The organism is Desulfoprunum benzoelyticum (assembly GCF_014201505.1).
GTDB classification, from domain to species: domain Bacteria; phylum Desulfobacterota; class Desulfobulbia; order Desulfobulbales; family Desulfocapsaceae; genus Desulfoprunum; species Desulfoprunum benzoelyticum.
In genome coordinates, this window is sequence record NZ_JACHEO010000001.1 from 397562 (window position 1) to 420217 (window position 22656).

Below are 22656 nucleotides of genomic sequence, written 5' to 3' on the forward strand. Positions count from 1 at the left end.
GATAACGACAACTCCCCATGAATTATCAACGACGCGAGCAACCCGGATGCGGCGGCTGTCTGCTGATCCTGATGCTCATCATCCTGGTCACCGGCGGGGCCCCGGCCCTGCTGAACTTCCTCGGCGCCCTGATCTTTTCCGGCTTTGCCGGGGTGCTGCTGTTCATCGCCCTGTTCTGGGGATTTTCCTACTGGGTGCAAAAGCGGGTCGCCACCTACGAACAGTCACAGACTGAAAGCCACAACCGCTTCGTCTCGCTGCTCGTCCAGATCCTGATCCGGATCGCCAGGATCGACGGCGAGATCACCCGTGACGAAGTCCAGACCATCCAGCGCTTCTTCCAGTATAACCTGCGCTACTCCCAGACCCAGATGATGTGGGTCAAGGAGTTGATCAAGGAGGCGACCTCCTCGCCCCAGAGCCTCGACAGCCTGTTGCAGGAGTTCAAGGCGACCTTCGCCTACGAACCGCGCCTGATCCTGCTCGAGCTGATCTACCAGATTCTCTCGACCAAGGGCGTGATCCCCCCACCGGAACTTGAAATTGCCCGTAATATCGGAATATTTCTTGAGATCTCGGAATATGAGCGGCGGACGATCGAGGCCAAGTACACCCGCCGCCGGGAAACGGGGACCGCAGCGCCCCGGGAGATGGCGGCGCACCACTACGCCGTCCTCGGCCTCGAGTCCGGCGCCGATATGGAGGCGATCAAGAAAGCCTACCGGACCCTCAGCATGCAGTACCACCCGGACAAGGTCAGTCACCTGGGCGAGGAATTCAGGGCCGTGGCCGAGGAAAAGATGAAGGAAATCAACCAGGCTTACGATTATTTCAAGAAAACGATGTAATGCCGCGCCGGCAGTCCCGCCAGGGCGGTCCGGCGGCAGGCATATCCCGCGAGGGAAAGGAGTGTGACAATGGCTATTTCCGAAAAAATGCAGCTGTTCGGCCGCAAATCCTCATGGATCCGCAAGATGTTCGAGGAAGGGGCAAGGATGAAGGCCGAATTCGGGGCGGACAATGTCTGCGATTTCAGTCTCGGCAACCCGGATCTGCCGCCGCCGCCGCAATTCACCGAGGTCATCCGCCGGATCACCGCCGACGAACGCCCGGGCGTCCACGGCTACATGCCGAACGGCGGCTACCCCTGGGTGAAAGAGGCCCTGGCGGCAAAGATGTCGACCGAGCAGGGGGTGACCATCGCCGGGAGTGACATGCTGATGACCTGCGGCGCCGCCGGCGGTCTGAACGTCGTCTTCAAGGCCCTGCTCAACCCCGGTGAGGAGGTCATCCTGCTCGCCCCCTACTTCGTCGAGTACAATTTCTACCTCGACAACCACGGCGGGGTCGGCCGGACCGTCAACACCGACGGCGAGTTCAACCTCGACCTGGGAGCGATCGAAGCGGCGATCTCGGCGAACACCAAGGCAATCGTCATCAACTCGCCCAACAACCCGACCGGCCAGATCTACGACGCCGAGTCGCTGGCCGCCCTCGGGAAGTTGCTGGAGACCGCCGGACGGCGCTTCGGCACGGTGATCTACCTGATCGCCGACGAGCCCTATCGCAAGATCGTCTTCGACGGCGGCTCGGTGCCGGGGGTCATGGCCGCCTGCCGCAACAGCATCGTCGTCTCTTCCTATTCCAAGGACCTGTCGCTGCCCGGCGAGCGCATCGGCTATCTCGCCGTCCATCCGGAGATCGACGCCAAGGCCGAACTGATCGATGCGCTGACCCTGGCCAACCGCATCCTCGGCTTTGTCAACGCCCCGGCCCTGATGCAGCGCGTCGTCGCCGAGTTGCAGGGGGTCACCGTCGATACCGCAGTCTATGCCCGGCGCCGCGAGAGCTTCTGTTCGATCCTGCGTGAGGCCGGCTACACGTTCACCGCCCCCAAGGGCGCCTTCTACATCTTCCCGCAATCGCCGCTGGCCGACGACGTGGCCTTCATCGCCCTGCTCCAGGAACAGCGGATCCTTGCCGTCCCCGGCGTCGGCTTCGGCGCCGCCGGCCATTTCCGCCTCGCCTTCTGCGTCGAGGACGAGGTCATCCGCCGCTCGGCCGAGGGTTTCCAGAAGGCGATGGCCAAGGCCAAGGAGGGGAACGTTTAAGCGATCAAGCGTTCAAGCGTTCAAGCGTTCAAGCGTTCAAGCGTTCAAGCGTTCAAGCGTTCAAGCGTTCAAGCGTTCAAGCGTTCAAGCGTTTAAGCGTTTAAGCGTTTAAGCGTTTAAGCGTTTAAGCGTTTAAGCGTTTAAGCGTTTGATCGTTTAATCGCTTGATCGTTTGATCGCTTAATCACTCCTTCTCCCGCTGTTCCGTCTTGTCGCGGAAGAAGATCCGGATCGGGACCTTGTCCAGCCCCAGGCCCTGGCGGAAGCGGTTGACCAGGTAGCGCTCGTAGGAAAAGTGGACGCCCTTCGAGCTGTTGGTCATGATGACGAATTTCGGCGGACAGGTGCCGATCTGGGAGGTGTAGTAGAACTTCAGCCGCTTGTTCTTGTAGATCGGCGGGCTATGCTCCTCGACCGCCTCCCGGAGCAGGCGGTTGAGGGCGGCGGTGGTGAACTTGGCCTTGAACTGGCGGTAGACCGAACCGATCACCGGGAACAGCCGTTTGATGCCGTAACCGGTCAGGGCGGACACGGTCAGCAGCGGCGCGAAACCGAGGAACGGCAGGGCCTGCCCGACCGCGGCCAGGACCTCCTCCTGCCGCTTCTTGTCGCCGGCGACCAGGTCCCACTTGTTGACCAGGACGATCAGACCGCGACCCTGCTCGAGGGCATAGCCGATGATCCGGGTGTCCTGCTCGGTCATTCCCTCGCCGGCATCGATCAGCACGACCGCCACATCACAGCGCTCGAGCGCCGCCAACGACTTCAAGATACTGAATTTTTCCAGTTTCTCCGTGGTCTTGCCCTTGCGACGGATACCGGCCGTGTCGATCAGCAGATAGCTGTAACGGCCCCGTACCAGCAGGGTGTCGACCGAATCCCGGGTGGTGCCGGAGATCTCCGAGACCACCATCCGCTCCTCGCCGACAATCTGATTGATCATCGACGACTTGCCGACATTGGGACGGCCGAGGAAGGCGACCTTGACGGTGTCCTCCGGCAGATCGATGACAATCTCGTCGACGGTGCGTTCGGCCAGGACCGTGCCGAGAGCGTCCATCAGGGTGCGGAAACCGTAGATGTGCTCGGCCGACAGCGCCCACAGCCGCTCGATCCCCAGCTCGTAGAACGGCGCCAGCAGCTCCTGCTCGTGCTCCGGCCCATCGATCTTGTTGACGACGTGAAAGATCGGCTTGTCGGTGCGGCGAAGGATATCGACCACCGCGTGATCGGCCGGCGTCAGGCCGGTCCGGCCGTCCATCAGGAAGAGGATGATGTCGGCCTCGTCGATCGCCGCCAGGGCCTGCTCGCGGATATGGGAGACGAGGGCGTCATCGGGGTTGTCGTCGATGCCGCCGGTGTCGACCAGGATGAAGGGGTGGTCTTCCCACACCACCCGGTCGTAATGCCGGTCCCTGGTGACCCCGGGGGTGGGATCGACCAGGGCCTTGCGGGAGCGGGTGATGCGGTTGAAGAGCGTCGACTTGCCGACGTTCGGACGACCGACCAGGGCGACGATGGGACATGAAGAAGTGGGCATGATTCTTTCCTTTGGTGGAGATACAGGCTGTATGTACCCGATCAGGACCGAATGTGCACGGTATTCGACGGCCGGGCGGAGAAGCGACGAGGCCCCGGACGCCCTCCCTACCCCAGCCGCTCGACCGCCCTCTCCGCCATCGCCCGCAGAATCGGTTGCCCGGCAAAGATCGGCTCCTGCAGGCGCAGTTGGAGTTTCCCGATTGCAGGCCGGATATAGTCGGCGAAAAAGAGCTTGCCGCGGACGTGTGCGAGAAAGGCGAAGGCGCCGATGATCTGGAGGTTGCGCTGCAGCGCCAGAAGGGAGTAGTGGCGGCGGAATTGCCGGCGATCGATGGTGATCCTTTCGCCCAGCCGCTCCAGATACCAGTCGAACAGCTGGTCGCTGAACGCCGGCGGCAGATCGGCATAGGGATCGATCAGCAGCGACGCCAGGTCGTAGCCGAGCGGGCCGAAGCGGCCGCCCTGGTAATCGATGATCCGGATGGCCCCATCCTTGACCATGATATTGCGGCTCTGGAAATCGCGGTGGAGAAAGAACCCGGCGGGGGCCTCGGCCGCCATGTCGGCAATGGCGGCAAATTCATCATCGATGCCGGCAGGAACGGGAAGAGCGAGCAGGTCCTGCCAGAAGGCGCGGAGAAAGTAGCCGGATTCCCGCTCCAGCATCAGCTGCCGGTCGTAGCGGGGGGTGTCCCAGCACCACCGGCCATCCAGGCCGGGAGCGCCGTCGATCTGCATCGCCACGAGGCGGTCGATGACCTGGCGGTACAACTCCAGCAGGCGGTTGCGGGCCGCGAAATCGTCGAAATCGGTGGCCTGAACCAGATCGTGGAGCCGGGTATCGCCGAGATCCTCGAACAGGACCAGGCCGCGGCGCTCGTCCCAGCCGTACAGCTCCGGCACCGGTATCCCCTGGCGCTGGAGATGGCGGCCGATCCGCCAGGCGGCGACGGCCTCGGCCAGCATCCGGCCCTCGGCGACCTCGGGGAAGATCGCTAGAGCCAGCGCCCGGCCGTGCCGGCTGATCCGGACGAAGCGCCGGGTCGAACCGTCGGCGGCAAGCATGGCGACCGCCAGACCCGATTCCTCGCCGCGGCCGATCAGGCCGACATCCCGCAGCAGCGGCAGCAGTTCTTCAAGCAGATGGGTTTCGCTGGTCATCTCCCGTCACCTCCATCATCGCCTCCCTGCCGCCTCACGCCGACAGCAGCACGTCCGCCAGCCGGCAGCCGCTGGCGATCCGCACCCCATCCCAGGCGACGACCCGGGCCAGATGCACCCCGGCGCCGATGTCGACATCACCGAGACAGCACCAGTCCTCCCACTCCGGCCTGGCCTCCATCCTCGTCCCCGGCCCGCACAGAAACGCAGCGCCCTCCTCCCCTCCGATCTCCGACCAGCGGGGGATGGCGCCGGTCAGCAGGCCGCCGTGGAGGGCGAGATAATCGGCCGGCGTCCCCATGTCGGTCCAGTATCCATGCATCCTGACGGCGGCAATCTCCTCCCCCAATGCCAGCAGCTGCCGATAACGGTGAAGGATGCAGGAATAGCGGCCGGGGGCGATGTCCTCGAGGACCTCGGGATCGATGACGTGGAGACCGGTGAAGGCCAGGCAGCCCTCGCCGCTCGTGCCGATGGCGGTGATCCCCCGACCCGCCTCGACCCGGACATTGTTGAAACGGGGATAATCATGGACCGCCAGCGACACCCGCCGGCCCTCCTGCCGATGTCCGGCATAGAGCCGCGCGAAGTCGAAGTCGTGGTAGATGTCGCCGTTGGTTATCAGCAGCGGCGCATCGTGGAGATGGGGCAAGGCGCCGCGCAGCCCGCCGCCGGTGCCGAGGATGGTGTCCTCGAGCAGCACCGTGACCCCGGCCATGCCCTGAAGCAGGTCGACGATCTGCTCCCCGAGATGATGGCAGTTGACGATGATACGACTGAAACCGGCATTCTGCAAGCGTTCGACCGTCAGCAGCAGCAGCGGCCGGTTGAGGATCGGAAACAGCGGTTTCGGCCGCAGCAGGGTGTGGGGAAGGAGACGGGTGCCGAAACCGGCGGCCAGGATCATCGCCTGCATCGGTTCAGAAGTCCAGCGTGCCGTCTTCCCGCTCGGTGACGCCGACGACGACGATGCCGGCGGCATCGGCCTCACGGATCATCGCCTCGGGATCGAAGAGCAGAGACTGGCCGGCCTCGACCGCCAGCACCGCCGCGCCGACGCTGCGCAGGGTCGTGATCGTGGCCAGGCCCGTGGCGGGCAGGTCGAAGCGAAAATCCTGGCCCGGCTTGCGCACCTTGACCACGACCGCCTTCTCCTTGGCCAGCAGCCCGCCGCGGCGGATCGTCGCGTCGGTCCCGTCGATCGCCTCGACCGCCAGCACCGTCCGGTTGCGGACGACGACGCACTGGCCGATGTCGAGGGCGCCGATGGCACGGGCGTTGCGCCAGCCGAATTCGATATCCTGGCGCTGTTCTTTGGTCGGTTTGCGCCGGGAGAGGAGCCCCGCCGGGAACAGCAGGTGGCGGAGATAAAGCGTCGATTCCCGCACGGAGATCCCCTCCTGCTCCAGGGCCCCGGCGACGGCCCGGAGGATGGCGTCGTCCTGCTTGCGGTCGATCTTGTTCCACAACGTCAGGCCCTTGAGATCGGGGAGGACATCGCGAAAGATCTGGGTCTTGGTGATCGAGCCGAGAAACACCGCCTCGGACACCCGGTTGGCCTTGAAAAACGAGATGACCTTGCCGAGCTGGCCGAGCTTGACCCAGCACACCGCATCGGCGGCGGCGGCGACCTCCGGAGCCGTCTCACCCTTGTGGGCGATCACCACGACCGTCCGCCCGGCCCGCCGCGCCGCCTCAAGAAAGAGCAGCGGAAACTGGCCGCCGCCGGCGATGATGCCGATATTCCCCGGGTCGTTCCCCATCACTCGTCAGTCTTCCACCGTCCGCTTGACGACGCCGCGTTTCGATTGCTCGAAGAACCTGATCAGATACTGGACCTCCGGACAGTTGGGGAATTCGCTCCGCGCCTGTTCGAGGGCGTCCTTCATCAGCAGTTCCGGGGTGCGGAAGATGATGCGGAAGGCGTTGTCGAGATTGTTGATGGTCTCGCGGGCGAAACCGTTGCGCTTGAGACCGATCTTGTTGACCCCCGAGATCCGGGTACGGTTGCGGGTGCCGGCCAGGATCACATAGGGCGGGACGTCGAGGCTGATCCCCGAGACGCCGCCGATGTAGCTGAATTTGCCGATGCGGCAGAACTGGTGGACGGCGACCAGGCCGCCGATCGAGGCCCGGTCGCCGACCTCGACATGACCGGCCAGGGTCGCGACATTGGCCATGATGACATGGTTGCCGATCCGGCAGTCGTGGGCGACATGGGTGTAGGCCATCAGCAGGTTATGGTCGCCGATGATCGTCTTGCCCTCGTCATGGGTCGTCCCCCGGTGGATGGAGGCGTACTCGCGAATCTGGTTGTCGTCGCCGATAATCAGTTCGGTCGGCTCCCCCTTGTAGCTGAGGTCCTGGGGGGCGCCGCCGACCGTGGCGAACGAGCTGATCAGGTTGCGTCTGCCGATGGTCGTCGGCCCGTTGACGACGGCATGGGCCTCGACCCGGCTGTCGGCGTCGATGCGGACCCCGGCCTCGATGACCGCATAGGGGCCGACGGTGACGGAGGAGTCAAGTTCGGCCTTTTTATCAATGACTGCTGTGGGGTGGATTGGCATATGATCTCTACTCTTCTTCAGGGGATCGAGGGGGGGGTACGGCCAGGGGACAAGGAGGTCTTCCTTACCGTCTTCTCACCATCGGTGCAAGGTGTTTTTGTTCGGGGTGCGGCTCCCGATCGCCGTTATCGGCCGGTATCAGGAAAACGAGGCCATCAGTTCGGCCTCGGCCACCAACTGGTCGTCGACATACGTCTGGCCGTGCATGATCATGATCGACCGCTTGTGTTTCACCAGTTCCAGTTTCATCACCAGCTGATCGCCCGGGGTCACCAGGCGGCGAAAGCGGGCCTTGTCGATGCCGGCAAAATAAATCAGCTTCGTGCCGATCGATTCGGGAAAGGCGTAGTAGGCGAGGACCCCGCCGGTCTGGGCCATCCCCTCGAGGATCAGCACCCCGGGGTAGACCGGCCGGCCGGGGAAATGCCCTTGGAAGAACGGTTCGTTGATCGTCACGTTCTTGATCCCGACAATCTCCTTGCCGGGGTCGATCGACACGATCCGGTCGACCAGCAGGAAGGGGTAGCGATGCGGGAGAAACCTCATGATCTCGACAACATCAATATTCTGTGGCACAATCGTTTCCGTCATCTCCCATCTCCTTCACTGATCCTCTTTGTTCCGGCCCAGCAGCTGGGCCAGTTCCTTTTTCAACTCCCTGACCTCGGCGTAGAGCGCGGGCAGCTTGACAAAGAGCGCCGCCGACTTGGTCCATTTGCGGATCGGGATCGCCGGATAGCCGCCGATCATCGTCCCCGCCGGCTGGTTGTCGTGGACCCCGCTGCCGGCCGCGACCATCACCCGGTCGTCGAGATGGATATGGCCCTTGACCCCGGCCTTGCCGCCCAACACGACATTGCGGCCGAGAGTCGTCGAGCCGGCGATCCCCGCCTGGGCGACGAGGATCGAGTTCTCGCCGACAACGACATTATGGCCGATCTGCACCAGATTGTCGATCTTGACCCCGGACTTGATCCAGGTGACGCCGTAGGCGGCCCGGTCGACGCAGGTGTTGGCGCCGATCTCGACATCGTCGTCGATCCGGACGATGCCGACCTGGGGCCGCTTGACATGGCAGCCGCGCTCATCGGTGGCGAAACCGAAACCGTCGGACCCGACTACGACGCCGGGGTGGATGATGACCCTGGAGCCGATCAGCGATCCCGTGGAGACCACGGCATTGGCCTTGATGATCGTTCCCTCGCCGATTGTCACATCATCGCCGATCACGACTCCGGCCTCGATCCGGACCCGGGGGCCGATCCTGACCCGGTCGCCGATCACCGCCAGCGGGGCGATGCTGACCGCAGCATCGATCCGGCAGTCGCGACCGACATGGGCCCGGGGATGGATGCCGTCGGCCTGAAACGGCGTCGCCAGGAAGGCGCTGTGGATGATCGCCCCGGCCAGGTTCGGGTCCTTGACCCGGATCACGGTGACCCCGGGCAGATCGCCGACATTCAGCGGCACCAGAAAGGCCGCGGCCCGGCTCGCCTTCAGGGAATCGACCTTCGCCTTGTTGACCAGAAACGAGATCTCGTTCGGGCCGGCGGCCTCGAGCGGGGCGAAACCGCTGACCTCCAACTCGGCCTCGCCGGCCACGGTCCCTTCGACCAGCCGGGCCAGCTCTTCTATTTTCATCGCTTGGATACTCATGTTGTCACCGATCAGGAAGAGTACAGGGTGCTCCTCATGCACGCTCAGTAATAGAGAAAATACTGCCGCCGCAACTGCTCGAACGCCTCGAGTTCCCGGCTCCAGCCCTCTTCAAGCGCCAGGACCGGCGTCCCGGCCTCGAGTTGCCGGCGGACCTCCGCGTCTCCCAGAATCAGATCCATCGGCAGGCGTTCGAATTCATATTCATAGGGAGGCTGTTTATAGTGAAACTCGTCGGGATACAACTGGAAAACGGCCTGCAGCAGGGCCAGACTCGTCCGGTACGGCCTGAAGGCCTCGGCATCGGTCACGTGGAACTGAAAACCGGCACAGGCCTGCTGCGCCCATTTGCCCGAGGTCGGCTCGAACACCAGGGGGCGGAGGCAACAGCCGGGCAGCGGGGTCGCCTCCAGGGCGGCGAGGATCCGCCGGCAATCCCAGTACGGGGCGCCGACCAGTTCGAAGGGCAGGGTCGTCCCCCGCCCCTCCGAGACGTTGGTCCCCTCCCAGACCACCTGGCCGGGGTAGACCAGGGCCGTCTCCGGGGTCGGCATATTGGGCGAGGGGAAGACCCAGGGAAAACCGGTGTCGCGGAACCGCATCGACCGTTGCCATCCCCGCATCGGCACGACCTCGAGATCGCAGCCGAGCCCCGCCTCGCCGTTGACCAGCAGCGCCAGCTCGCCGAAGGTCAGACCATGGCGCATCGGCAGCGGATAGAGGCCGACGAAGGAGGCGCATTCCGGGCGCAGGATATTGCCTTCGACCGCCGCCCCTCCCGTCGGGTTGGGCCGGTCGAGGACGACGACCCGGATGCCGCGGCGGGCGGCCTCCTCCAGGCAGTAGGCCATGGTGTAGAGGAAGGTATAGACCCGGGTGCCGACATCGACCAGATCGATCAGCAGGACGTCGATCCTCTCGAACATCTCTGGCGTCGGTCGGCGGCTGTCGCCGTAAAGGCTGAAGAGCGGCAGCCCGGTCTCATCATCGACGGCATGATCCGACTCGACCATGTTGTCCTGCTTCTCCGCGAAAAAACCGTGCTGCGGCGAAAAGAGGCAGGTCAACCCCCGGCCGAAACGCTGCTGCAGCAGCAGCCGGGCGTGACGGAGGCGCCGGTCGGTCGAGGCCTGGTTGGACAGCAGGCCCAGCCGCCGACCGGCGAGAGATCGGTCGCCTCCGGCCAGTAAGTGTTCAAGTCCGATATCGATCATGATTGATGCTTAACGAATGAGGGAGAGCCACAAAGTTCGCAGAAGACTGCCATAGTAGCTGGCACCGGGGAAAAAGTCAAAAGCCGGGTTGAGCGAAGGCTGCCTCCGACCTCTCAGGGATCAGGGGTCAGCGGTGAATCCTGATGATCGCCGAAGAGGTAGCGGACGGTCTCGGGAATATTCCCCTTCGGGGCCATGGTATTGGTTTCAGGGACGATTTCGAAGATGCCGAACCACTCTTCCGGATCCTGGCGCTCATGGCGGGTGGCATCGGTCGGGTCCTCGCCGCTCTTCCACCACTCGTCGTGGAGCTGGAAAAAGACCAGACCGGCGAATTTCTCCCGCCCCCAGGCGGTGCGGAGATCGTTCCACACTGCCCGGTAGGTGTCCGGCACATCCTCGACCCGGTGGCCGCCGAAGCCGGGGACCCAGGCTTTGGGCTCGAAGGGTGAGGTCGACAGGCCGACCTGGGTGATCAGGATCGGTTTTCCGGCATTGGCCGCCAGGTCTTCGAGATAGCCCTGGTATGTCGACCCGGTGATCGAACCGGGGGGCGAGGTCCGGACCCCGCGGGCATAGGTGTAGACGTTGAGGCAGATGAGGTCGCCGATATCGGGGGTGATCATATGCTCCCGGGGAACCTCGAGGTCGGGGCGGTCGCCGATCGGACCGATATGGGTCCAGCTGGTGTGGCAGTAGAGATGGCGGCGGCCGTAGCGTTGCAGTTCGTACTCCATCGCCCCGTCGATCAGGCGGGCCAGGGCGATCTCGGTCGGGGTGCGGTTGCGGACGACGACATGGCGGCCGGTGAAGTCCCGGACATCGGGGTGGCGGCTATTGGTCCGCATCACCGCATCGGCCTGGAGCTCGTCGCCGACCGAGAAGAACACCAGGCGGTCGGGGCGGCCGACGGCATAGGTGTGATCGATGACTTCGTAGATCTGGGTCAGGGTCTTGTTGAGGAACTGCTCGTCGAGGAAGTCCTCCTCGTAGGCCCAGACCCAGATATCCTGGCCGTACAGCAGGTCGGTCCTGTCCAGCTCCTCGAAAAATCTGGCCGGCAGCTTCAGCGGAAAGACATGGATGTAATTGAGCCCGAGGTCGCGCATCAGCGGCACATGCTCGGCATAGCGGTGATCGTTGCCGGGGGCGGCCCCATAGATCGGGGTCTCTCCCGGCAGATAGGGGGAGTAGCCGATCCCCTTGAGAAAGACCGGGGCCTTGCCGCGCGCAAGGTCGATAATCGACGTGCCCTTGACGACAAACCGTTGCGGCGCCGGAGTGTCGGCCGTCAGCGCCGAGGTCTTGACCGTGGCGGAGCCGTCGGCTGCCGCCCGCAGCGGCACGAGGAGAAAAAACAGGGCCAGAAGCAGAAATAAGTTCGGATGCATGCGGAGAACCTGTCGGATCCCGGCCACTGACCGTGCGCAGTTGCCGGATTGGTTAGAGGATGGCAGATAGTATCAGGAAATTTCGAGAGCGTCCACCACGATGACCGGCAACCGCCTGGATTCTTCGTCCTTATCGCTTTTTTTCCTTGATAAGGTTATAATAATCGGTTTTTACCGACCAATTGGCTTTAGAACGAGGACCAAGGTTGTGAACAACAAGATTTTCCTTATCATTCCGGCAATTCCAAGCTTTCTCCCATTCTTCTGGCGGCTGTTCCGGCACGGCCTGGGGGAACCGGCCGGACTGCTGTCCGACAGCGCCATCGGCCTCGCCGTCTACCTGCTCGCCATCTCCAGCCCCCGCCTTCTGCGCCTCGTCCTGCTCCTGCTCTGGGCCCTGTTCCAGGCCGGATCGCAGGAACTGTATGCGGCGATGCAGCGGCTGCCGTCGTGGCAGGACCTGCAGTACCTCACCGATCCCAACTTCATCGGCAACAGCGCCGCCGGGCTGCACCTGACCTATCCGGTTTTCACGGCGCTGCTGGTCGTTGCCGCGATCGTCGCCAGCTTGGTCCGAGTCCGCCGCCCGCGCCTTTCCGTTCTGCTGCCGGGAGCGGTCTTCGTGGTCCTGCTCCTCGTCGCCCAGGGTTATCTCAGCCGGCAACTCAACGACAGGAGCATCGCCGCCCGCTTCAACCCGCTGCACTGGTTCATCAGCGACGCCGCCGCAACCTCGTTCTTGCCGAAGCCGGCGGAGCTGACGGCCGCCGACCTGCCCCCTTCCCTCCGCCGCCTCGATCTCTCCGGCACCCCTCTGCTGGCCGGCAAGGGCAAGGCCAGAAACGTCCTGATCATCGCCCTCGAGGGGCTGCCCGGCCTGTACCTGCCGGAGATCCGCAAGGCCTTCGCCATCCCGGAGGGGCCGTACCAGATGGAAGACCTGGCGGCCGCCACCGCCGACGCCACCCTCGTTCCGGACTTCGTCGCCCACAGCCACCAGACCATCCGCGGCCTCTACTCGATGCTGTGCGGCGATTTCAGCAAATTTTCCTACGACATGTCGAAGGCCTTCGAGCTCCAGTTCAATCCGCAGCAGGCCCGGCAATGCCTGCCGGCCCAGCTGGCCGCCAACGGCTGGGACACCCACTACCTCCAGGCGGCGGGGCTGTCGTTCATGGGCAAGGACCAGGTCATGCCCAACGTCGGCTTCCAGCAGGTCCACGGCAACGAGTGGTTCACCGAACCGGACCCCTACCCCTTCATGTGGGGCAAGACCGACCCGGTCTTCTTCCGCGGCGCCCGGCAGTACATCGCCGAGCTGCGGGCCGCGGACAAGCCCTGGCTCCTCACCCTGCTGACGGTCGGCACCCACCAGCCGTACGCGGTGCCGGAGGATGTCGCCGCCCGCTACCCCAACCGGATGATCGCCACCGTCGCCATCCTCGACCAGGCGGTGGCCGATTTTCTCCAGGGAATCCGGGCCGACGGGGTCCTCGACGATACCCTGGTGCTCATCACCTCCGACGAATCGCACGGCGACACTATCGGTGAGTGGGCGAGCAGCTGGGGAATGATGGCGATCCTGGCCCCGGAAGGCCCGACTCTGCCCCGGATCAAGGCGGGCGGCTACGGCCTGGTCGACATCGAGGCCTCGGTCCTCGACTACCTCGGTCTGCCGGCGCCGGAGGCGGTCATCGGCCGCAGCATGTTCCGCGACTATCGACAGCCGCGGGAGATGGTGTCCTACACCAACAGCAAGCTGCGCTGGCAGACGAGTGACGGCAGAAGGTTCGAGTGTTCCCGCAGCGGCGGCTGCACCGTCGGCGCCGCGACCAGCCTCATCGGCCCGCCGCCGCAGGATTTCAGCCACGACGACGGCAACAACGGCCCGCGGCTGTTCGCCCTCGCCGCCGTCCTCGACCACAAGCTCGCCAGCCGGGAGAAGTCGCAGCTGCTGCGCTTCGCCAACGGCGAAATCCGCCGCTTGCCGGAAAAAATCGTCAACGAGTGGACCGACAATCTTGCCGGGGCCCAGTATCTCGATTTTCCGGCCGGGTCGAAGGTCCACGTGTCGATCCGGGTCAAGGCCCTCAAGGCCTCGGCAAAGGGGATCCGGCTCCAGCTGTTCCTGCGCCAGTTCGAAAAACTGGTCGGCGGCATCGATTACCCCCCTTTCCCGGTGCTCCAGGCCGGCGACGAGGGCAGGATCGAATTCGACATCGACAACCCCACGGCCAGACAGTCGTTCTCCTTCCATCTCGTCGGCGAGGGCGAGGATGCCGAGATCCGGCTGGAGGAATTCGACGTGACGATCAATCGCGGCACTGCAACCGAGGCCATCCTGTAAAATCAGGTGCCGCGACCGGCGGTCCTGTGCTACAATGGTCGGCAACCCGGTTTTTCCACTCTTGCAAGGACCACAGATGAACATCCTCACCTTTCTCGCTGAACAGAAGATCCTCCAGGCCATGGAGGAGCGCGATCTCAGTGACACCAGTTTCAAGTACAAGCCGCTGCCGCTGGAGGATGACAGCTTCGTCCCGGCCGAGCTGAAAATCGCCTACAAGATCCTCAAGAACGGCGGCTTCCTGCCGCCGGAGGTGGAAGAGCGCAAGGAGGTCAAACGCCTCGAGGACCTGATCACCTCCACCGAGGACGAGCACGAACGCCTGCGGCAGATGAAGAAGCTCGAGATCCTGATGATGAAGATCGACGCGAAACGGTCCTTTACCACCTCGATCAACAGTCAGCACGAATATTATCGCAATGTCGTCGAGCGGATCTCGGTCAAGAGCAAGACGCCGCCGGACAAGTCATCGACGGGCGACAAGGAATGACCTCGGTCCCGCTCCGACGCCCCTTGTGCCGACAGACCCTGCACCGGGCACCTCCCTGATCTGATTGCACAACCGATCCTGCCCCCGGTAGCTCGATAAAAGCGGCTACGCAATTATTGACCTCCGTTATCACTGCAGTTCGATCTTGACCTTTCTCGACTCATGTCCCATCATATTGCAACTACAGGCAAAAATTTATTCTGACAACACGTATCCACAGGAGACACGATATGAAAACAGTGGCATTCAACGGCAGTCCCAACAAGAACGGCAACACCTTCCATGCCCTGCAGATGGTGACGAAGGAACTGGAGGAGGCCGGAATCGAGACCGAGATCGTCCATGTCGGCAACAAGGCGATCAGGGGCTGCCTGGCCTGCGGCCAGTGCATCAAAAACAAGAACGAGCGCTGCATCCAGGACGACGAGGTCAACGAGTGGATCCAGAAGATGAAGGCGGCCGACGGCATCCTCCTCGGCTCCCCGGTCCATTTCTCGGCCATCGGCGGGACGATGAAATCGTTCCTCGACCGGGCCTTCTACGTCAACGGGGTCAACGGCAACCTGCTGCGGCACAAGGTCGGCGCGGCGGTCGTCGCGGTCCGGCGGTCCGGCGGCCTGCCGGCCTTCAACCAGCTCAACAATTTCCTGTGCTACGCCGAGATGCTGCTGCCGACCTCCAACTACTGGAACGTCATCCACGGCGCCCGACCGGGCGAGGCGACGAAGGACGAGGAAGGACGGCAGATCATGCAGGTCCTTGGCCGCAACATGGCCTGGCTGATGCAGCTGGTGGCACACGGCCGCGATGCGGTTCCGGCCCCGGCGCGGGAAAACAAGATCTATATGAACTTTATCCGCTGAGCCCGGGCGCGGCCGCGAACACCGCGGCTACTTCACGACCTCGAACACCGCGGTAAGATCATCATCCCCCAGTCCGGCGGCGCCGGCGCGTTTGAAGGTCTCGTTGGCGATCGCGCCGCCGGGCAGCGGCTGCCGCAGCTCATCGCCGAGCAGCAGGGCCAGGCGCAGGTCCTTCTGCATGTACTTGAGCGGAAAACTGACCGGGTACTCTTCCTGCAGCAGCATCGGCCCCTTGACCCGGAACATCGGGTTGGCCAGCGCCCCCTCGTCGAGGACCTCGAGGATCCGCTCACCGGCGAGACCGGCCTTGCGGCCGAGGGCCAGGCCCTCGCAGAAGGCCGTCATCATCCCGCCCATGATCATGTTGACGACGAGCTTCATCCGCGCCCCCTGGCCGACGGCCCCGAGATAGTGGCTCTTCTTGCCCATGACCGCAAGCGCCGGGAGGGCCTCGTCAAACAGACTTTGATCGCCGCCGGCAAGGAAGATCAGGGTCCCGTCCTCGGCCGGTTTTCTGGTCCCCGACACCGGGGCCTCGAGAAACCGGCCGCCGCGCTCGCCCACCGCCGCGGCGATCCGCCGGGCGGTGTGGTCGTCGACCGTCGACACATCGATGTAACCGCGACCGCCGCCGATCCCCGCCAGCACCCCCTCGACGCCGAAGCAGACCTCCATCGAGGCGATCGGATCGGAGAGCATGGCGAAGGTGATGTCGCAGGCGGCGGCGACCGCCGCCGGATTCTGCCCCTGCCGGGCCCCCAGTGCCACCAATGAGGCGCAGCGCTCGGGGTTGCGGTTCCAGACCGTCACCTCGAACCCCGCCCGCAGCAGATTGGCGGCCATGGGCCCGCCCATGATGCCGAGGCCCAGAAAACCGTATTTTGCCATGGAGAACCTCCTTGTATTCAATAATGGTTGCCGGGCACGTCCACTCTACAGCGCCCGGAGATACGATAATCACGGACCGGCGTGGCGCCCGTGACAAGTTTTCCTATCACCCCTTCCCCTTCCGCCGCCGCCGGCATCCCGATCATTCCAAACTTGCGCTGACGCTCCAAGTTATGTAGTTTCTCGTAGAAAACCGCTATGGCAAACCCATCAACCTCAAATTCCAGCAGAGACAGAGGACCATGAACGAACGCAACTACCTTCACCTGACCGACCAGCTGTTCGACCAGATCAAACGCGGGGCCTTTCTCACCGTCAGGGCCGGCGACGCCGTCAACACCATGACCATCGGCTGGGCCACGATCGGCTGGATCTGGCAGAAACCGATCCTGATGGTGGCAGTCCGCGATTCCCGCCACACCTTCACCCTGCTCGAAACGATCGACAATTTCACCGTCACAATACCGACAGGGGGCGGATGTGCCAAGGCCCTGACGCTCTGCGGCACGAAATCGGGTCGGGACATGGACAAGCTCGCCGCCAGCGGCCTGCAGCTGAAGCAGGCCCGCACCACCGAATCGCCGGTTATCGATGTCGCCGGGGTCCATTACGAGTGCCGTATCGTCTACAAATCGGCGATGGACAGCGCCTTCCTCCACCCGGAGCTCGACAAGCTCTATCCGCAGCAGGATTTCCACACCCTCTACTTCGGCGAAATCCTCAACTGTTACGAAACAGAGTAAATATATCCAATTGATTTTCCGTTATATTCAGCCGCAGACCGGCAGCTGCCGACCGCCGGCAAGAGATCATCATCGGTGCAGATATGAAACGACTGTTTTTCCTTGTCCTGACCCTCCTCGCCGCGATCCCGGTCGCAGCCGCCGAACCGCTGAGACTCGGCCTGCTGCAGATCGAGGATTCGGCGCCCTTCTATGTCGCCGAGCAGCAACAACTCTATACCCGTGAGGGCCTGGAGGTCGAGCTGATTCCCTTTCTCAGTGCCATCGAACGAGACAGCGCCCTGGCGGCGGGGGCGATCGACGGAGCGATCGCCGACCCGATCGGCGCCATCCTCTTCGACCGGGGGCAGGGCCGGCTGAAGATCACCGCCCTCTGCCTCGGCGACCAGCCGGCCGAGGGGGTCTTCGCCATCCTCGCCGCCCCCGGCTCCGGCCTGCAGACCGTCGCCGATCTGAAGGGGGTCGAGATCGCCGTCTCCAACTCGACGATCATCGAATACGTCACCGACCGGATGCTGGAGCAGCAGGGATTCGCACCCGCCGAGATCAAGAAGATCGAGGTGGCGAAGATGCCGATCCGGATGCAGATGCTGCTGTCCGCTGCGGTCAAGGCCGCCACCCTGCCGGAGCCGCTGGCCTCGATCGCCGCCGGCAAGGGGGCGAAGGTGCTGCTGACCGATGCCGACGGCACAGAGAGCCTGTCGCAGACGGTCATCGTTTTCCGTCCCGAGGTCCTGACCAAACGACGGGCCGAGGTCGCCGCCTTCTTCCGGGCCTATGCCGGGGCGGTGACCGCGATCAACGCCGCGCCGGAGACATATCGGGCGCTGGTGGTCGACAAGGGTCGTATCCCACCGGACCTCGCCCCGACCTACCCTATCCCCCGCTATCCCGAGCCGGCCCCGTTCAGCCCGGCGCTCTACGCCCCGATCGTGAACTGGCTGGCCGCCAAAGGGTTGACGACACCGATCCCGTATGCGGACATGGTCGCCACCGATTTCATGGACCGGAAGAACTGAAGATGATCAGGGTCGACTCGGTCAACCTCTCCTTCTCCCATGAGGGGGAGGTCAACCAGGTACTGCAGGGGATCTCCTTCGCGGTGAAGGCCGAGGGGAGCTGCGCCATCATCGGTCCCTCCGGTTGCGGCAAGACCTCGCTGCTGTTCCTGCTCGCCGGACTGCTGCAGCCGGACGCCGGCACGATCACGATTACGGGCAGTCCCCGCACCGGCACGATCCTGCAGCATTACGGCCTCTTCCCCTGGAAGACGGTGGTCGAGAACATCGGCCTCGGTCTCCAGCTCAAGGGTGAGGCGAAGGACCGCATCGGCGCCAGGGTCGAGGGTCTGCTCGCCGAGATGGGGCTCACCGGCTTCGGCCGCCACTACCCGGCCCAGCTCTCCGGCGGCATGCAGCAGCGGGTGGCGATGGCCCGGGCCCTGGCGATCGAGCCGCAGATCCTGTTCATGGACGAACCGCTGTCGTCGCTCGATGCCCTGAGCCGGGAGCGGCTGCAGAACCTGATCCTTCAGGTCTGGCGCGACAAACGCATCACCACGATCCTCGTCACCCACTCGATCGAGGAGGCGGTCTATCTCGGCCGCCAAATCATCGTCCTCAGCCAACGTCCCGGCCGGATCCTGCAGATCGTCGACAACCCCGGGGCCGGCTCCCGGGAATACCGGCAGACAGAGCAATTTTTTCACAACTGCAACCAGTTGCGACGGATACTGAAGGAAGAAGATCATGGGCCGGAAGCGTGATATCCTGATCGCCGCCCTGATCCTGGTCGGGCTGTGGCAGGTCTCGGCCCTGCTGCTCGACTCGATGGCCCTGCCCGAGCCCTGGATCGTGCTGGTCGATACGGCGTCCAAGATCGCCGACGGCAGCCTTCTCGACGACCTCGCCATCAGCACCTTCCGGGCCCTGAGCGGCATCATCCTCGCCCTGGCCGCCGCGGTGCCGCTCGGTCTCGCCGTCGGGGCCGAGGATTCCCTGCGCCGGCGGCTGTCGCCCTTCATCTACCTGCTCTACCCGATCCCGCACGTCGTGCTGCTGCCGCTGATCATCATCCTCTTCGGGATCGGCAACTTCTCCAAGATCTTCCTCATCGCCCTGATCGTCTTTTTCCAGATCCTGGTGACGACCCGCGATGCCGCCCGCAACATCCACCGCAACTACTTCCATTCGATGCAGACGCTGGGGGCGACCCGGTTGCAGATCTACCGCCACGTCATCCTCCCCGCCTCGCTGCCGAAGATCCTGACGGCGATGCGGATATCGATCGGCACGGCGGTGGCCATCCTCTTCTTCGTCGAGTCCTTCGCCACCACCACGGGCCTCGGCTATATCATCATGGACTCCTGGGGCCGGGCCGACTATGTCGCCCTCTACACCGGGATCTCCTGCATGGCCCTGCTCGGCTTCGCCCTCTACCTCCTCCTCGACCGCCTCGAACGCCGGATCTGCGCCTGGACCCGGACGGACTGAGAAAAGCCCCGACCCGGCGCTGGATGAATGGCTGTTGACATCATCACCTCAGCGGTGACGCCCTCTCTATCAGAAATACGGCCTAGAACAGCAGTCGATGCCGGAACTCCTTCGGGGCGTGCGAACCGATCGAGGCAAGGATAAAGGCCAGCAATACCGCGCCCTGGGCCGGCAGCAATCCGTGGAAGGCCGCCCCTAGTATCACGAGTTTGACGAAGGTGACTACCCCCGCCAATTCGCGATGGACCTGGCGGTGGCGCAACCACTCGCTCGCCAGGAGGACAACGCCCGTCACGAAGCCCAGCACCATATACCTGACAGGCGGTTGCGGTTGGAGATCAAGCAGAATGGCGGCGAGAAAGATTGCCGCCCCCACCTGATGCAGCGCCCTGACCAGTATGGAGAGACTGAAGATCCAATAGGGACGATCGCCGATCCGCCCCATTTTGGCGCCATTCTTACAGTTCTTTTCACTCCTCTCGAGCATTACGCCCCCTATTCTTGCAAACACACTGTGTTGACAGCAACCGGATCGCACATCCTGAACCAGGTGCAACGATAGCGCAAGGTTGGATTCTTGAAAACCCGGCATCGGTTCAATGCCTGCATTTCCATTCCGCCATCATTTCAGAAACAGGTCGTTGTCCAGAACCAGTGCGCTCAAGGTCACCATGCCGATCAGTTGCCCGTTTTCTTCCACCGGCGCCCGCCGCATCCCCACCCGGTGCAGCAGCCTGGCGATATAACGGATGTCCATATCCGCCGGGACCGACATGATCGGTTTGGTCATGATCTCGTAGACATTGACCTCTTCCGCCCTCTTGCCCGGGATCAGTACGCCGTTGATGATGTCCTGAACCGAGACGATGCCCCAGGCATCATCGGCGTGCCGCTTTGTGACCAGGAGGCTGTGCACCCTTTTTTCACGCATTGCGGCCGCAGCCTCTCTGGCGGTGGCCATGCCGTCGATGAAGATGATGTTGGTGCTCATCACATCCTTGCCGCGAACTATGCGGTCCGAAGAATCTGCCATGGTGTTGTTCCTTGTGTTGAAGATGAGTCGGACGACGAAGGGGTTGCGGTCCAGGAGACGCCCATCCGACTAAAAATACTGGTCCTTGACCTCCTGTTTGAACCTCTCCAGCTGGCTTTCCAGGCCGACGACGGACTCCACCGGGAGAACAAAGGCGATCCCCGTTCCCGGCTTGTCGAATTTTCCGGCCGTGGAGATCGCGGTCAGCACGGGACGGGCGATGTGCTCCTCCAAAAGAAACATGATGATGTCCGTCGGCTCCTCCAGGGACAGACCGAAAAAGGTTTTTGCCTCCCGCATCCCGGTACCGCGGGCCGCAATAATGGTCGCGCCCGTCGCCCCGGCGGCTTTGGCGGCATCAACGACGGTGTCGGTGATGTTGGTCTTGACCGAGGCAAGAATAACCTTAAATTTCATTGCGTTTCTCCTTGTTTTTTTTCTGTGCCCGGGAAATCGACCACTGCGCATATTGCCCATACCCCAGCACCGCGATGATCGGAAAAAGGCTGGCAAAGGCGATCAGGCCAAAACCGTCAATGGCAGGATTACGGCCGGGAACCGAAGCCGACAGCCCGAGGCCGAGGGCGGCGACGATGGGAACGGTGACTGTCGAGGTCGTCACCCCACCGGAATCGTACGCCAGCGCCATGATGGTCTTCGGGGCGAAGCACGTCTGAATCACGACGATGATATACCCGCCAAGGATGAAAAGGTAAAGCGGGGTGCCGGAGACAATCCTGAAAGTTCCCAGGCTGATGCCGAAGGCAACGCCGCAAGCGACGGTGATTCGGAGCCCCCAGGTGTTGATGGCGCCGCCCGACACCTCGCGGGCCTTATAGGCCACGGCGATGAGCGAAGGTTCGGCGATGGTGGTGGAAAAACCTATCAAGGCGGCGAAGAGATAGACCCACCCGTAATTGGTCCAGTCGGTCAGGTCGATGCCGGCCCGGCTTCCCTGGAGAAAAGCGGGATCTGCAAGTTGGCTGGCCATGACCTTGCCCAGGGGGAACAGTGCCTTTTCCAGCCCGACCAGAAACAGGGTCAGGCCGACGATGACGTAGACGCTGCCGACCAGTATGCTGCGCAGATTGACAATGGGTTGCCGGAGGACCACCAGTTGAAAAAAACCGAAGAGGAGGAAGATCGGCAGGACATCACGGCAGGTCAGGAGAAAATCTTTCCCGAATTCAGCAAAAAAATGCATGCATCGCTCCCCAATGACTAAAAGACCACCAGCCCGTACCCCATGACGAAGATCATGGGCAGGAGCGAGGCAAAGGCGATCAGGCCGAAACCGTCGATCAAAGGATTTCTGCCCTTGATGATGGTCGCCAGACCGACGCCGAGGGCCGTAACCAGCGGTACGGTGATCGTGGAAGTGGTTACGCCGCCGGCATCGTAGGCGATGCCGATAATTTCCTGGGGCGCGAACAGGGTCATCAGCATGACGATGCAGTAGCCGCCGATGATCAGGTAATGGAGCGGCCAGTTGCGGAGGATCCGCAGCACCCCGAGCAGTATCGAAAACCCCACCGAAAAGGCGACCGTCAACCGCAGGCCGAGGCTGTAGGAATTCCTTGCCCTGTCGCTGTTCTCGAGCAGCCCGCCATCGATGGCAATGTTCGCCGCCTCGTTGGAGACGGCGATGAGCGCCGGTTCGGCCACGGTGGTCGAAAAACCGAGGGCGAAACTGAAGATCAGGAGCCAGAACAGGCTGCCTTTACGGGTCAGAGAATAGGCCATCTCCTCCCCTATCGGAAAGAGCGCCCTTTCCAGCCCCTCGATAAACATGCTCAAACCGACAACCACCAGCCCCGTACCCAACAGAATCTCGCCCACGTCAGGCAGGGGCTTGCGAATGATGACAAATTGAAAAAAAGCGATGACAACGACGATGGGCAGCAGGTCGGCACACGCCGACCATATCTTTTTCAATACATAGGCAACGGCATAAACGGAGAGAGCGCTTTTTTTCATTGCACAGCAACGGTGGCGGCAAAGTTGAGGCTGCTATACGGCTCAGTCGATCCATCTCGTCGGTACTGTCGTGATACAGGACTCTTATAGAGATGATACAGTATATCACAGTTGTCTCATAGTCGTTCCCACAAAAAAAACTGTGAAGATATAGAGGGTTGACAAGGCACGTCTCGAAAGG

General features: G+C 63.0%; 24 protein-coding genes. 9 read left to right on the plus strand and 15 right to left on the minus strand.

The features are described 5' to 3' along the window. Positions 1 to 17: 17 nt before the first annotated feature. On the plus strand, positions 18 to 848 hold the full coding sequence (locus HNQ81_RS01720) for a J domain-containing protein (protein WP_183347660.1): 831 nt from the start codon (positions 18 to 20) through the stop codon (positions 846 to 848). 69 nt (positions 849 to 917) lie between these two features. Further along, positions 918 to 2111: a pyridoxal phosphate-dependent aminotransferase gene (locus tag HNQ81_RS01725; protein ID WP_183347662.1), complete on the plus strand. Its 1194-nt coding sequence runs from the start codon at positions 918 to 920 to the stop codon at positions 2109 to 2111. Positions 2112 to 2295: 184 nt separating this feature from the next. Here the strand turns inward: HNQ81_RS01725 and der are convergent, their stop codons facing one another. The 9 genes from der to HNQ81_RS01770 form a co-directional block, all read right to left on the minus strand. Continuing rightward, a complete protein-coding gene (der, locus tag HNQ81_RS01730; RefSeq protein ID WP_183347664.1) occupies positions 2296 to 3651 on the minus strand; it encodes a ribosome biogenesis GTPase Der in 1356 nt (451 codons plus the stop codon). 107 nt (positions 3652 to 3758) lie between these two features. Further along, positions 3759 to 4814 carry an aminoglycoside phosphotransferase family protein gene (locus HNQ81_RS01735; RefSeq protein WP_183347666.1) on the minus strand — a complete coding sequence of 352 codons (1056 nt, stop codon included), beginning with the start codon at positions 4812 to 4814 and terminating at the stop codon, positions 3759 to 3761. Positions 4815 to 4848: 34 nt separating this feature from the next. Then, positions 4849 to 5730: a nucleotidyltransferase family protein gene (locus HNQ81_RS01740; RefSeq protein ID WP_183347668.1), complete on the minus strand. Its 882-nt coding sequence runs from the start codon at positions 5728 to 5730 to the stop codon at positions 4849 to 4851. 4 nt (positions 5731 to 5734) lie between these two features. Beyond that, complete coding sequence (locus HNQ81_RS01745; RefSeq protein ID WP_183347670.1) at positions 5735 to 6577, minus strand: LpxI family protein; 843 nt, start codon at positions 6575 to 6577, stop codon at positions 5735 to 5737. A gap of 6 nt (positions 6578 to 6583) precedes the next feature. Then, a complete protein-coding gene (gene lpxA / locus HNQ81_RS01750) occupies positions 6584 to 7381 on the minus strand; it encodes an acyl-ACP--UDP-N-acetylglucosamine O-acyltransferase (RefSeq protein WP_183347673.1) in 798 nt (265 codons plus the stop codon). 138 nt (positions 7382 to 7519) lie between these two features. Beyond that, positions 7520 to 7972 (minus strand): 3-hydroxyacyl-ACP dehydratase FabZ, encoded by a 453-nt coding sequence (fabZ, locus tag HNQ81_RS01755; protein ID WP_183347675.1) that lies wholly within the window; start codon positions 7970 to 7972, stop codon positions 7520 to 7522. 12 nt (positions 7973 to 7984) lie between these two features. Beyond that, positions 7985 to 9037 (minus strand): UDP-3-O-(3-hydroxymyristoyl)glucosamine N-acyltransferase, encoded by a 1053-nt coding sequence (gene lpxD / locus HNQ81_RS01760; RefSeq protein ID WP_183347677.1) that lies wholly within the window; start codon positions 9035 to 9037, stop codon positions 7985 to 7987. 44 nt (positions 9038 to 9081) lie between these two features. Beyond that, positions 9082 to 10251: an exo-beta-N-acetylmuramidase NamZ family protein gene (locus HNQ81_RS01765; RefSeq protein WP_183347679.1), complete on the minus strand. Its 1170-nt coding sequence runs from the start codon at positions 10249 to 10251 to the stop codon at positions 9082 to 9084. 113 nt (positions 10252 to 10364) lie between these two features. Beyond that, entirely contained in the window at positions 10365 to 11642 is a 1278-nt protein-coding gene (locus tag HNQ81_RS01770; RefSeq protein ID WP_183347681.1) for a hypothetical protein, read from the minus strand. Positions 11643 to 11850: 208 nt separating this feature from the next. On the opposite strand from HNQ81_RS01770, the gene HNQ81_RS01775 reads away from it, so the two are divergent. From HNQ81_RS01775 to HNQ81_RS01785, 3 genes are all read left to right on the plus strand, one after another. Beyond that, on the plus strand, positions 11851 to 13989 hold the full coding sequence (locus HNQ81_RS01775) for an LTA synthase family protein (protein WP_337833407.1): 2139 nt from the start codon (positions 11851 to 11853) through the stop codon (positions 13987 to 13989). Between the two features lie 76 nt (positions 13990 to 14065). Further along, on the plus strand, positions 14066 to 14479 hold the full coding sequence (locus HNQ81_RS01780) for a DnaJ family domain-containing protein (RefSeq protein ID WP_183347685.1): 414 nt from the start codon (positions 14066 to 14068) through the stop codon (positions 14477 to 14479). 230 nt (positions 14480 to 14709) lie between these two features. Then, on the plus strand, positions 14710 to 15342 hold the full coding sequence (locus HNQ81_RS01785; protein ID WP_183347687.1) for a flavodoxin family protein: 633 nt from the start codon (positions 14710 to 14712) through the stop codon (positions 15340 to 15342). Between the two features lie 27 nt (positions 15343 to 15369). Here the strand turns inward: HNQ81_RS01785 and HNQ81_RS01790 are convergent, their stop codons facing one another. Continuing rightward, positions 15370 to 16230 carry an NAD(P)-dependent oxidoreductase gene (locus HNQ81_RS01790; protein ID WP_183347688.1) on the minus strand — a complete coding sequence of 287 codons (861 nt, stop codon included), beginning with the start codon at positions 16228 to 16230 and terminating at the stop codon, positions 15370 to 15372. A gap of 242 nt (positions 16231 to 16472) precedes the next feature. On the opposite strand from HNQ81_RS01790, the gene HNQ81_RS01795 reads away from it, so the two are divergent. From HNQ81_RS01795 to HNQ81_RS01810, 4 genes are all read left to right on the plus strand, one after another. After that, on the plus strand, positions 16473 to 16973 hold the full coding sequence (locus HNQ81_RS01795) for a flavin reductase family protein (RefSeq protein ID WP_183347689.1): 501 nt from the start codon (positions 16473 to 16475) through the stop codon (positions 16971 to 16973). An 83-nt stretch (positions 16974 to 17056) separates the two neighbouring features. Then, positions 17057 to 17992 (plus strand): MetQ/NlpA family ABC transporter substrate-binding protein, encoded by a 936-nt coding sequence (locus HNQ81_RS01800; protein ID WP_183347690.1) that lies wholly within the window; start codon positions 17057 to 17059, stop codon positions 17990 to 17992. 2 nt (positions 17993 to 17994) lie between these two features. Further along, positions 17995 to 18738, plus strand: coding sequence for an ABC transporter ATP-binding protein (locus tag HNQ81_RS01805; RefSeq protein WP_183347691.1), 744 nt, complete (start codon positions 17995 to 17997; stop codon positions 18736 to 18738). Beyond that, entirely contained in the window at positions 18722 to 19465 is a 744-nt protein-coding gene (locus HNQ81_RS01810) for an ABC transporter permease (protein WP_183347692.1), read from the plus strand. The genes HNQ81_RS01805 and HNQ81_RS01810 overlap by 17 nt, the downstream gene beginning before the upstream one ends. Before the next feature lie 82 nt (positions 19466 to 19547). Here the strand turns inward: HNQ81_RS01810 and HNQ81_RS01815 are convergent, their stop codons facing one another. From HNQ81_RS01815 to HNQ81_RS01835, 5 genes are all read right to left on the minus strand, one after another. Then, positions 19548 to 19952 carry a hypothetical protein gene (locus HNQ81_RS01815; protein ID WP_183347693.1) on the minus strand — a complete coding sequence of 135 codons (405 nt, stop codon included), beginning with the start codon at positions 19950 to 19952 and terminating at the stop codon, positions 19548 to 19550. 135 nt (positions 19953 to 20087) lie between these two features. Then, a complete protein-coding gene (locus HNQ81_RS01820) occupies positions 20088 to 20498 on the minus strand; it encodes a CBS domain-containing protein (RefSeq protein ID WP_183347702.1) in 411 nt (136 codons plus the stop codon). 69 nt (positions 20499 to 20567) lie between these two features. Further along, positions 20568 to 20915 carry a P-II family nitrogen regulator gene (locus HNQ81_RS01825; protein WP_183347704.1) on the minus strand — a complete coding sequence of 116 codons (348 nt, stop codon included), beginning with the start codon at positions 20913 to 20915 and terminating at the stop codon, positions 20568 to 20570. After that, complete coding sequence (locus tag HNQ81_RS01830) at positions 20905 to 21702, minus strand: DUF1538 domain-containing protein (RefSeq protein WP_183347706.1); 798 nt, start codon at positions 21700 to 21702, stop codon at positions 20905 to 20907. The genes HNQ81_RS01825 and HNQ81_RS01830 overlap by 11 nt, the downstream gene beginning before the upstream one ends. 17 nt (positions 21703 to 21719) lie before the next feature. Further along, entirely contained in the window at positions 21720 to 22475 is a 756-nt protein-coding gene (locus HNQ81_RS01835; RefSeq protein WP_183347709.1) for a DUF1538 domain-containing protein, read from the minus strand. Between the last annotated feature and the right edge of the window lie 181 nt (positions 22476 to 22656).

Coding starts and splice junctions, on each gene's coding strand:
- der (WP_183347664.1), bottom strand. CDS start 3,651: ATGCCCACTTCTTCATGTCCCATCGTCGCCCTGGTCGGTCGTCCGAAC.
- HNQ81_RS01795 (WP_183347689.1), top strand. CDS start 16,473: ATGAACGAACGCAACTACCTTCACCTGACCGACCAGCTGTTCGACCAG.
- HNQ81_RS01810 (WP_183347692.1), top strand. CDS start 18,722: ATGGGCCGGAAGCGTGATATCCTGATCGCCGCCCTGATCCTGGTCGGG.
- fabZ (WP_183347675.1), bottom strand. CDS start 7,972: ATGACGGAAACGATTGTGCCACAGAATATTGATGTTGTCGAGATCATG.
- HNQ81_RS01745 (WP_183347670.1), bottom strand. CDS start 6,577: ATGGGGAACGACCCGGGGAATATCGGCATCATCGCCGGCGGCGGCCAG.
- HNQ81_RS01805 (WP_183347691.1), top strand. CDS start 17,995: ATGATCAGGGTCGACTCGGTCAACCTCTCCTTCTCCCATGAGGGGGAG.
- HNQ81_RS01740 (WP_183347668.1), bottom strand. CDS start 5,730: ATGCAGGCGATGATCCTGGCCGCCGGTTTCGGCACCCGTCTCCTTCCC.
- HNQ81_RS01780 (WP_183347685.1), top strand. CDS start 14,066: ATGAACATCCTCACCTTTCTCGCTGAACAGAAGATCCTCCAGGCCATG.
- HNQ81_RS01825 (WP_183347704.1), bottom strand. CDS start 20,915: ATGAAATTTAAGGTTATTCTTGCCTCGGTCAAGACCAACATCACCGAC.
- lpxA (WP_183347673.1), bottom strand. CDS start 7,381: ATGCCAATCCACCCCACAGCAGTCATTGATAAAAAGGCCGAACTTGAC.
- HNQ81_RS01735 (WP_183347666.1), bottom strand. CDS start 4,814: ATGACCAGCGAAACCCATCTGCTTGAAGAACTGCTGCCGCTGCTGCGG.
- HNQ81_RS01820 (WP_183347702.1), bottom strand. CDS start 20,498: ATGGCAGATTCTTCGGACCGCATAGTTCGCGGCAAGGATGTGATGAGC.
- HNQ81_RS01835 (WP_183347709.1), bottom strand. CDS start 22,475: ATGAAAAAAAGCGCTCTCTCCGTTTATGCCGTTGCCTATGTATTGAAA.
- HNQ81_RS01815 (WP_183347693.1), bottom strand. CDS start 19,952: ATGCTCGAGAGGAGTGAAAAGAACTGTAAGAATGGCGCCAAAATGGGG.
- HNQ81_RS01725 (WP_183347662.1), top strand. CDS start 918: ATGGCTATTTCCGAAAAAATGCAGCTGTTCGGCCGCAAATCCTCATGG.
- HNQ81_RS01830 (WP_183347706.1), bottom strand. CDS start 21,702: ATGCATTTTTTTGCTGAATTCGGGAAAGATTTTCTCCTGACCTGCCGT.
- HNQ81_RS01785 (WP_183347687.1), top strand. CDS start 14,710: ATGAAAACAGTGGCATTCAACGGCAGTCCCAACAAGAACGGCAACACC.
- HNQ81_RS01770 (WP_183347681.1), bottom strand. CDS start 11,642: ATGCATCCGAACTTATTTCTGCTTCTGGCCCTGTTTTTTCTCCTCGTG.
- lpxD (WP_183347677.1), bottom strand. CDS start 9,037: ATGAGTATCCAAGCGATGAAAATAGAAGAGCTGGCCCGGCTGGTCGAA.
- HNQ81_RS01720 (WP_183347660.1), top strand. CDS start 18: ATGAATTATCAACGACGCGAGCAACCCGGATGCGGCGGCTGTCTGCTG.
- HNQ81_RS01800 (WP_183347690.1), top strand. CDS start 17,057: ATGAAACGACTGTTTTTCCTTGTCCTGACCCTCCTCGCCGCGATCCCG.
- HNQ81_RS01790 (WP_183347688.1), bottom strand. CDS start 16,230: ATGGCAAAATACGGTTTTCTGGGCCTCGGCATCATGGGCGGGCCCATG.
- HNQ81_RS01765 (WP_183347679.1), bottom strand. CDS start 10,251: ATGATCGATATCGGACTTGAACACTTACTGGCCGGAGGCGACCGATCT.